The organism is Kribbella pittospori, assembly GCF_004331465.1.
GTDB classification, from domain to species: Bacteria; Actinomycetota; Actinomycetes; order Propionibacteriales; family Kribbellaceae; genus Kribbella; species Kribbella pittospori.
The window spans coordinates 154,861-164,358 of sequence record NZ_SJKB01000016.1 but is presented as its reverse complement, the minus strand read 5'-3'; the positions used below and the strand labels follow the sequence as shown (position 1 = coordinate 164,358).

The 9,498-nt window shown below is 67.4% G+C and carries 9 protein-coding genes; 1 reads left to right on the top strand and 8 read right to left on the bottom strand.

The features are described from left to right. Positions 1-166 precede the first annotated feature (166 nt). The 7 genes from E0H73_RS48480 to E0H73_RS37005 form a co-directional block, all read right to left on the bottom strand. Complete coding sequence (locus E0H73_RS48480; protein ID WP_131364471.1) at positions 167-301, bottom strand: cupin domain-containing protein; 135 nt, start codon at positions 299-301, stop codon at positions 167-169. Between the two features lie 43 nt (positions 302-344). Next, positions 345-1,256, bottom strand: a complete 912-nt coding sequence (locus E0H73_RS37030; RefSeq protein WP_131364445.1) for a zinc metalloprotease — start codon at positions 1,254-1,256, stop codon at positions 345-347. A gap of 71 nt (positions 1,257-1,327) precedes the next feature. After that, positions 1,328-2,278, bottom strand: a complete 951-nt coding sequence (locus E0H73_RS37025) for a potassium channel family protein (RefSeq protein WP_131364443.1) — start codon at positions 2,276-2,278, stop codon at positions 1,328-1,330. Then, on the bottom strand, positions 2,250-3,359 hold the full coding sequence (locus E0H73_RS37020) for a GNAT family N-acetyltransferase (protein WP_131364442.1): 1,110 nt from the start codon (positions 3,357-3,359) through the stop codon (positions 2,250-2,252). The genes E0H73_RS37025 and E0H73_RS37020 overlap by 29 nt, the downstream gene beginning before the upstream one ends. 365 nt (positions 3,360-3,724) lie before the next feature. After that, on the bottom strand, positions 3,725-4,123 hold the full coding sequence (locus E0H73_RS37015) for a hypothetical protein (protein WP_238164514.1): 399 nt from the start codon (positions 4,121-4,123) through the stop codon (positions 3,725-3,727). Between the two features lie 99 nt (positions 4,124-4,222). After that, complete coding sequence (locus E0H73_RS37010) at positions 4,223-4,678, bottom strand: WapI family immunity protein (protein WP_131364440.1); 456 nt, start codon at positions 4,676-4,678, stop codon at positions 4,223-4,225. Then, a complete protein-coding gene (locus tag E0H73_RS37005) occupies positions 4,606-4,965 on the bottom strand; it encodes an Imm7 family immunity protein (protein WP_131364438.1) in 360 nt (119 codons plus the stop codon). Before E0H73_RS37005 ends, E0H73_RS37010 begins: the two co-directional genes overlap by 73 nt. 116 nt (positions 4,966-5,081) lie before the next feature. Here E0H73_RS37005 and E0H73_RS37000 point away from each other — a divergent pair, with 116 nt between their 5' ends. Next, positions 5,082-5,657 (top strand): hypothetical protein, encoded by a 576-nt coding sequence (locus E0H73_RS37000; RefSeq protein WP_131364436.1) that lies wholly within the window; start codon positions 5,082-5,084, stop codon positions 5,655-5,657. Positions 5,658-5,987: 330 nt separating this feature from the next. Here E0H73_RS37000 and E0H73_RS36995 read toward each other — a convergent pair whose 3' ends face one another. Further along, entirely contained in the window at positions 5,988-9,362 is a 3,375-nt protein-coding gene (locus E0H73_RS36995) for a S8 family serine peptidase (protein ID WP_131364434.1), read from the bottom strand. Positions 9,363-9,498 lie beyond the last annotated feature (136 nt).

Below are 9,498 nucleotides of genomic sequence, written 5' to 3'. Positions count from 1 at the left end.
CTCAATCACCTGACGCTCCCGCACGTCCAACCGCCTACCCGGCATCACTACCTCCAGTCACCACACAAAGATCATGTGCAACAACCGGTTGAGGCCAAGGCGCTCGTCGTACGGATCCCATGCACAAAGTGGAGTCGACGCCAGCAAAGCGGCGCCGCCGGCGCGGTCAGGGGCGCGGAGTGTTCTTCGGCGCGCACGCCCAAGTCCCCGGCCCGCCGGTGAGCACCTCGTCCCCGAGTTGCACGGTCAACTCACCGGCCGGCACGTAGAACCCTTCGGCGTGCGTGGGATGCAGGTGCAGCGGCGGCCCGGACGATGATGCCGCGGTCGAACGTCACGCCGATTCAGGCACCCGATCGGTACAGCAGCCACGCATCGGCCATCCGCTGCGACTGGCCGGGCGTGAACTCGGTGTAGCAGGAGTCGTACGAGTAGTCCATGTAGTTGTGGATCGGGTCGAGGCCGGGTGCCTTACAAGTGTCCTTGCCGGCCGGGCAACCGCTGGTCGGCGTCTTCTCCGCCGGAGTGTCGTCGACGAAGTCGCCCTTCGCGTTGCACCCACCGAAGAACGTGTGCTCGAGGTTCAGCCAGTGCCCGACCTCGTGGGTGGACGTCTCGCCCTGGTCGAAGCGGCCCGCGTACGTGGTCGACGTACCGAGGAAGGACTCCCAGTCGATCACCACGCCGTCGAGGTACGCCTGGCCCGGCTTGGTGACGATGTCCGGCAGGTAGGCCCAGCCGAGGTAGTCGCCCGCTGTCGTCGAGTACAGGTTCAGGTCGCCCGGCCCACCGGTGTGCAGTGCCTGCTTCATGCTGTGCTCGTTGGTGCCGCCCGGGTTCGCGTAGAACCAGGCTGCATTGTCGGTGTGCGTCACGCCGGCCAGCTTGAAGCTGAAGCCGGTCTGGTCGCCGCCCTCACCACCGGCGTACGTGTTGTTCAGTACGTCGATCTGGGCCGCGATCTGCGCCGACGTGAGCGAGCCGATCGAACCGTCCGTGACCACGTGGAAGTACACCGGCACGGTCGCCCTGAACCCCGGCTTCGCCTGACCCTTCGCCGAGGCCGGGAGATCCTGCGCGACCTGCCCGAGATCCGGTTCGCGCGGTCCACCTCGCGCCTGCACGACGCTGTCCTCCGAGACGCACGGACCTACCCACTCGTTCCCCGGCGGCGCCGCCTGACTCTGTGCGCCGGTCAGTCCCGCACACACCAGCACAAAAACGCCGGTAACCCCAGCCGCCCTGCTCCACCTCATGACTGCCCCCTGCCATGACTCGACTCCCAGGCAGTACGACTCTAAGCAGGCCGACAGTGCGACGGAAGGGCCTACTCGTCCTGCTCGTCGGCGCCGGGGCGTTCGGCCCAGGGGGTTTCCTTGGCGGGGCGAACGACGATCAGCTTGTCGCCGGCGGCCAGCACCGAGACGTTGGAATCGTAGTACCGGTGCACCTTGCCGTCGCGCACGACCGAGACCACCCGGTCCGGCACCGCGGACGGGGGCTTGCCGACCTCGCGGCCGAGCACCGGGCGTTCGGCGACCTCGAGGCCCTCGCCGTACGTGAGCAGGTCCTCCATCACCTCGCCCAGGTTCGGACTGACCGCGGACAAGCCGAGCAACCGGCCGACCGCCTCGGACGAAGTGACGACCGCATCGGCCCCGCTCTGCCGCAGTAGCGGGACGTTGTCCTCCTCGCGGACCGCGACCACGATGTGCGCGGTCGGGTTCAACTGCCGGACGGCCAGTGTGACCAGGACCGCCGCATCGTCACGGTCGGTCGTCACGATCACCTCGCGTGCCGTCATCACCTCGGCCCGGCGCAGGACGTTCCGGTTCGTCGCGTCGCCGTGGAATGCGGCCATCTGGTCGTTGCCGGCGTCGCCGATCGCCTGCGCCCGCGGGTCGATCACCACGATGCTGTCGCGCTTCACCCCGTTGCTGATCAGCGTCTGGACGGCGGACCGGCCTTTGGTGCCGTAGCCGACGACGACGGTGTGATCCTTCATGCGCTTCCTCCATCGGGTGTCGCGCATGACGCGGCGACCCTCGTTGGCCAGGACTTCCAGTGTCGTGCCGACCAGCACCACCAGGAACCCGATCCGCAGTGGCGTGACGATGAACGCGTTCACGAGCCGCGCGCTCGGGGTCACCGGCGTGATGTCGCCGTACCCGGTGGTGGTGAGGGTGACGGTCGCGTAGTAGATCGCGTCGATCAGCCCGACGTCACCGTCGTAGTTGTCCTTGTAGCCGTCACGGTCGACCACCACGATCAGCACCATCACCGTCAGCAGACCCAGCGCGACCAGGAATCGGCTGAACAGCTGAAAGAGCGGCGAGCGCGTGCTCGCGGGCAGATTGACCAGCAGCCCGTGCGGGTTGCGACCAGTGGGAAGGGGTGGCACGACTCCGACGATATTGCACCGGCGGCCGATCCACCGCATGCGACAGGCTCTGGTCGGACAGCGCGACAGTGACCATCAGATTGTCGCTGTCCTGGACCACTCTGGTCCGCATCCGCAGACCTTCGATCGTGCGGAGCATCGCGACGTTCTCCGGTTGCACTACACAGACCGCGCGGTCCGCGCCGAGGTTGCGTGCCGCACCGATCACCCTGCGGAGCAGTTGCGCGCCGAGACCACGTCCCTGCCATCCGTCCTCGACCAGTACGGCGACTTCCATCGTCGTACGCCCGAGCTCCTCCCAGGGCGCGGCGGTCGCCATCCCGATGACGGCATCGTCGACAATCGCCACGATCGAGACGCCGCCGGCCGGTGCGGACAGGTGGCGGGCGGTGCGGGCGGTCAACTTCGGCATTGGTACGTGGTAGCGCCGGGTGCGGCTCTCGAACGAGCACCGCTCATGCATCGCGACGACCGCCTCAGCGTCGTCGACGGTCGCCGTACGCAGCTCAGGTTCGCCGCTGCCTGGTCGGGGACCTTCGGTCTCCTGCAGGCGCTCGGCCAGCCGACCGGCGATCTCGACCAGGACATCAGCCCGCGCCCACTCTGCCGGCGTGTACTCGTCGAACCCTTGCAGGTTGCCCAACTCGTCATCCACCGACACCGGGTCATCAATCAACCGCAGCACGGCACGCAGGTACCGCGTCGGCCCATCACTCAGTACGTCGGCCTGACACGGCCGAACCGTCGTACTTCGACAACCCGCCTCAGCCGCCAGCGCCGTCAACGCCTCCGCCGTCCACCCAACGCCCGTCGAAACCACCAACTCATCAACAGCCCCACCCTCAGCCGTGAACACCTCGAGACTCAGGATGTTGATCTCATCCGCCCCACACCGCGCAGCGAGCTCAGCCAACGCACCTGGCCGATCGGCAAGTTCAGTCCTGATCTTCCAAAGCATGCAGACGCCTCCCTCGTAGACGTCCCACCCTCCACCCCCTCTGTTGCCCCACCGAGTCCCCCGCGTTACACCCACATCAACCTTCCTCGACGCAGCCCGTCGCCTGCTGGGCGATGTGCAGATCGACAGGTAGTGCACCCGCGATACGCCGTACACAGAACGAGCGCACGCTCAGGTGCACCACACATCCGCCGCCACTACCTGTCCATCTGCGCGCCGCCTGCGCATACGAGCAGCACACAGCGCGGCCTCGAACACCATGCGGAGACTGCCGACAGGTCCTGCGGTGTGCAAGGTCCTCAGGATCCTGTGCACCGCTGCGGCCAACGGCCCACGGGGTGGCTGAGGGGCGCCGGGGGGAAGGGTCAGCGGCGGCGGAGGTGTGGGAGGTGGGGGGTGAACTTGGGTTTGCGGGCGGCCAGGAGGGCGGCGGGTTCGCGTTTGTCGAGGTCGGCGTGGCGGAGGAGGTCGGGGTAGGTGTTCTGCGGGACGGCCGGGTACGTCGTGACGATGGCATCACCGGAGAACACGAAGAAGATCGCCTGCCCCTCGCGAATCACCTTCAGCAGCGACCCGTCCCGCACCGTCAGCGCGTGCTCGATCGCCTTCTTCCGCGCGGACCGCTTCGCCAGCGCCGCCTGCATCGCCTGCTGAGCCGGCTCCCGCCCATGCCGGAACGCCTCAACCGCCAACGGCCCATACCGCACGCCGTACTTGACCAGGTTCTTGGCCAGCTTCCCCTGCCCACCCTTAGCACCTGCCATACCCTCGACTGTAGCGACCCCTCAGACCCCCACTCCCGAGTTCGTGAGCCGCGAACCTCAACGACCGCCGTCCCTCCAGCAAATACTCAACCCTCGCGGTCAGGGGTGACCGATGACGGGAAAGAGGGCCCCGACCTCGTCCAGCGCCTCGATGATCTTGGGTAAGTCCGACTGGTCGAGATCGTCGATCTGGAACAGAAGCTCGTTCGCCCTGCCGAGCCTGTCGCGTGCCTTCCCAGTGACTTCCACGGCCCCGGACGACGTCACGGAGACGACGAGGTGCAGCCACTCCTCCATTGAGTCGAGCACCGCTGCACCGGTGAGGGATTGATGGAGAACGCCGAGTTGGTCGCGAAAGGTGGTCAGCTCCTCGGCTCGCAAGGAAGCAGGAACGGTCCCATCGAATGGACCGATCACGAGATCGATCGAGCTCATCAGCCAGTTGCCGTCCCAGTAGTCATCTGCACGTGCGTGAAGCCGACCTAGGACCCGAATGGCACAGTGATCGCCGGCTTCGCGGCCGATGAGGACGCGCGGTTGCAAGTCATCGCGCACGCCTCAGGCCTCCACTCCGAATTCGCGGGCGGCTGCGGTGATTGTCCCGAGCTCGCCATCGTCAGCAGGGTGTGCAGGTCATCGCTGTCCGTCCGTGGCCGATTGGTGTAGCCGGCGATCGTCAGGAAGTAGCTGCCGTTGAGTCGCGGCCACCGCACCTCCACGTTCGACCCCGCGAACCGCTGCGCGAACTCCTGCAGCTCCGGAAGAAACTCCGCCTCCCGATCCAGTTCCTCGTCGTCATCGAAGCTGAACCACAGCCGGAACCACCCCTGCACCTCATACACCCGGATCACCGTACGTGACGCACGTCGCCCACCGCGGCGGGCCGGGTGGGTGTGCGGGGGTGGGCGGGGTCGGGGATCATGGGGGCGTGGCCAGTTCTGATCCGCGTCGTCCAATCATGCCGGGGAACAAGTTGTTCGAGTCGTTGCCGGGGGCTGCTGATCCGGCCACGGTGACTGAGGTGGCGCATCGGACGGCTGAGTTACTGGTGCGGGGTGTGCGGGACTCGGAGGACGCGGAGGTGCATGCCCGCGTGGTGAAACTGGCGGACGACTACGGGCTGGATGAGCTGGCCGAGCTGTGGTCGGATGCGCCGTCGGACTCGTTGCCGGGTGCGCTGTGGCGGTTGTACCTGCTGCGGTCGTGGGTGCACTCCAACGCTGAAGAGGTGTCGTACGAGTTCGCCGCCGGGCGGAAGTACGCCGAGGTGCACGCGGTGGTGGCAGGTGTCGCCGAGCCGCCGGGGCCGACCGAGGTGCGGGACATGGTCGACGCCGTACTGCGGGGTGTCGCGACCGGTGATTTCGCGACCACGCTGGACCGGGCGGCCGCGTTCGCGCGGATCGTGGCGACCGGGCGGGCGCACCTTGCCGACGACGGGCATGACCGGGTGCTGTCGGCCTCGAAGCTGGTCGAGACTGCGGACCAACTGCAGACCGCGGCCCGCGCCGAACGCGCCGGCCAACTCTGGTAACCGCACGCCGCGCAACCCGCAGCAACGCGCCGGCCAACTCTGGTAATCACCCCCCTCGGCAACCCATCGCAACGCGCCAGAACCAGGCTGTGGTTGCACAGTTGAGGTTCGGGTGGTATGGCGTCTTGAAGCCCGAGATGTCAACGGGACAAGGGGTTTGGCACCCGTTACACTGTTCGAGGTGTCGGGCCGGTGCAAGCCCCGGGTCCCAAAATAAGCCGCTGCGAGCGGCCACGCGCCGTGAGGCGCTTCCCGGTCCGATGCCACAAACTTCGCTACAGATGGAACGCCCCCGAGTCAAGGCAACGACCCGGGGGCGTTCCGCCGTTTCTAGCGGATTCCGTAGAAATGGTTCAGCGTCTGCGTGACCGACGTGCCGTTGGAGTCGGTCAGCTCGACCTTGAGCGTGACGAAGTCGGTCGCCTTCAGGTTGTTGACCAGGGCCACTGCCTTGCTCCCGAGGTTCACCACCGGGACCTGGACCCACGTCGCATCATCGTCGTACGACGCCGACACCTGAGCCGAGGTGAACCGTCCGGCCTTGTACCAGTACCCCGACTCCGCCGTGATCGTGATCGGGAAGATCGGCAGCTTAGGAGCCCGGTCGTTCAGGTCGACCGCCATGTCGTAGTCCGGGAACAGCAGCGGCAACGGCTTGCCGGCGTCAGCCGACGAGCTCTTCCACTTCCACCGGGTCTGGACGGTCGACGGCGACTCCCACTTGTAGTCGCCCCGCTGCCACCGGTTCAGGTCGTACACGAGCTCGAGGTTCGTCGCAGCAGCCGGCACGTCCCAGACGCCCTGACCGTAGAACCCGTACTTACCCAGCGACACCCCGTCCGCCAGCAGTTCCGTCCCGCCGAGATCCAGGAAGCCCTGTTGCGAGAAGTGACCCGGCTGCGTGTCCGCCCAGCTCGGGAAGTTGCTCCAGATCGTGTTCCCGTCGCGGGCCGCCGGCGCGTACTTCTGCCCGGTCGTCTGATCGGTCACCATGCTCGGCCGCAGCCCTGCCTTGTACCAACTCTCGCTGTGCCGGGTCCCCGGCCTGTACGCCGTCGCCGTCGACGTCATGAGCGTCGCGAACGGCCACGACATCGCATCCGCATGCCCCACCATCTGCGTCACCTTGGTGTCCGGGTCGGCGGTCACCAGATGCTGCACCTTTGTCGGCGCCGCCACAGTTCCCCGGGTCCCGGTCGGGATCAGGTTGATGCTCCACGGTCGCCACACGTCGGTGTACTCGGAGTAGCTGTACGGCTTCCCCGGCGTGTAGTACGTCGCATCGATCGTGGCCAGATCGCGATCGCGGAGCCGATGCTCCGGCTTCCCCTTGACCTGCTGCTCATGGGTGAACGCCAGGCTGTACAGGTACGGCGACTTGGCGCCGGCCGGTGATCCGTACTGCCACCCCTCGATCACCTCGAAGGTGCCCCGGCGCGCCTCCGGCGTCGTCCCGAGGTAGATCGCCGAGACCTGCGGGCCGAAGCTGCGGCTCGACGCGAGGATCCAGTTGTCGATCACCCGCCCGTACGTCAGGCTGCCGCCGCGGCGCTCGCTCGGGCGTTGCGTCGTCACCTTGGCCTCAGCGGCGGTCCGTACGTCGTATGTGATCGTGGTGTTCTCGGTCAGCGTGATCTCGGGGTCGCCGAGGAAGGCGTACGAGTCGACGAATCCGTCCGCGCCGTCGTGGGCGATCGTTGCGGCGAGCGAGTACGTGCCGGCCCGCAGGTGGAGCGTGCGGTCCGCGCCGTCGAACCCAACCCGCTGCGCCGCGATGCTGTCCAGGTCGAACACGTCCAGCGAACTGATCGACGAGGCGGGCTTCCCGTCGCGGTCGATCAGCTTGAAGGTGACGTCGACGTACTGCGGCTCGAGGTAGAACCCGAACGGCGTCACCACGGTCCGACCATCGTTGCCGGTAGCAACCACGCGGACGCTGATCGCGCCGTACAGCCCGTAGTCCAGAGCGGCTGCCGGGTCAACAGTCACCGGGAGGTCGGCAGTTCCACCGGCCGGCACCGTCAGCGACGTGGCATCGAAGTGGATCAGGGAGTCCGGCAACGGCTTTCCGTTGTTGCCGCGGGCATCGGTTGCAAACGTCAGCGTCACCGGCGAGGTCCCGCTGTTGCGATAAGTGAACTGCTTTGTGACCTTCTGCGCCGCAGTGTGCGGCCAGGCGAAGGTCCCGAGGTCGACCGTGCTCGGCCCAGTCACAGTCGAAGCGACCGCCCGAGCGACGTCGAGCTCCCCCGCGCCCTGCTCATAGATCCCGACCTTGCTCTCCGAGCGGACCGAGTTCTGCAAGGCAGCCTTCAAATCCTGACCGTTCCAGTCCGGATGCTGCTGCTTCAGGATCGCCGCGGCACCGGCCACGTGCGGCGTCGCCATCGACGTACCGCTCATGTCGACGTACGCCTGGTCGCCGCGTCCACCGGCCCGCGCCGCGGTGATGTCCACGCCCGGTCCCGCGATGTCGGGTTTGACCGCGTGGTTGCTCAGCACCGGTCCGCGGCTGGAGAAGTCGGCCGTGGTCTGGGTCAGGTCGGTCGCCGCGACCGTCATCGCCGACGCTGCGCATCCCGGGCTGGTGATGGCCTCGGCCGGTCCACCGAGGTTGCCGGCTGCAATCACGAACAGTACGCCGGACTCCGCGCTGATCCGGTCGACCGCGGCCGCCATCGGATCGGTGCAGTCGACCGGCTCCGACGTACCGATGCTCATGCTGATCACATCGGCGCCCTCGGCAACGGCCCACTCCATCCCGGCGATGATCCAGGACAGCTCGCCGCTGCCGAAGTCGTTCAGGACCTTGCCCGACAGAAGTTGCGTGCCCGGGGCAACACCCTTGTTCTTGCCGTTGGACGCCACGCCGCGACCGGCCACGGTCGACGAGGTGTGGGTGCCGTGACCGTCGTGGTCGGCGACGTCCGGGCTGTCGGTGAAGTTCTGCTGCGCCTTGACCGCGCCGACCAGGTCCGGGTGCTCCGCGTCGACGCCTGAGTCGAGCACGGCCACCGTCGTACCGGTGCCGTCGTACCCGGCCGCCCAGGCCTGCGGGGCGCCGACGTACGGGACGCTCTGGTCGAGGGTCTTGCGCACCTTCGCGTCGAGCCAGAGCTTCTGGACGTCCCGGCCGGTCGAGAGGGACTGCCAGGTGTCGTGAGCCTGTGTCTTGTCGGTCCGCAGCGCGGCGGCACCGACCGACGGCAGGGTGCGCGTGCGGGTGGACCCGGCCGGGACCGCCTGCTGAGCGGCCCGTGCCGTCGGCTTGTATGTCGCGATGACCGGGATCTGGTTGGTGGACGCGTCGTCGTACCCCTGCCGGATCAGGCCGCTGACGTTGAAAAGTGCCTGGTCGACCTTGCCGCTGTTCACCAGTCGGGCGGCGCTGTCGGGTACGACGTACAGGTCCTTGCCTACTGTGCGCGTCTCGTAGCCGGCATGAGAGGCGTCGGCGGGGACGAACCGGACGTTGCTGCGTCCGGAGCCGGCCGGGGACAACTGCACCTTGTCCCCCGTGATCAGGGTGACGACCTTGGCGGCGTCGACCTGCACCGGCAGGCTCGGCCGGGCAGTGGGACTAGACGGACTGGGCGGGGTGGCGGTGGCGGCGGGTACCGCGCCGGCCGCGAGCAACGCGATGGCCGCGGCACCGGTCAGAAAGCGACGGGCTGGGGTTTTACGCGCCAGGAAGCGGAAAAACATGGGGAGGACACCCTTCGGGACGGATTGTCGCCGGTCAGTCCATCGCAAAACCGCCAGCGAAGGAGGTGGCTGTGCTGGCAAGATTGCGACAATTCAGGTACCCGCCAGGGTCCAGCCGCCACATCGCCGTCTGCTG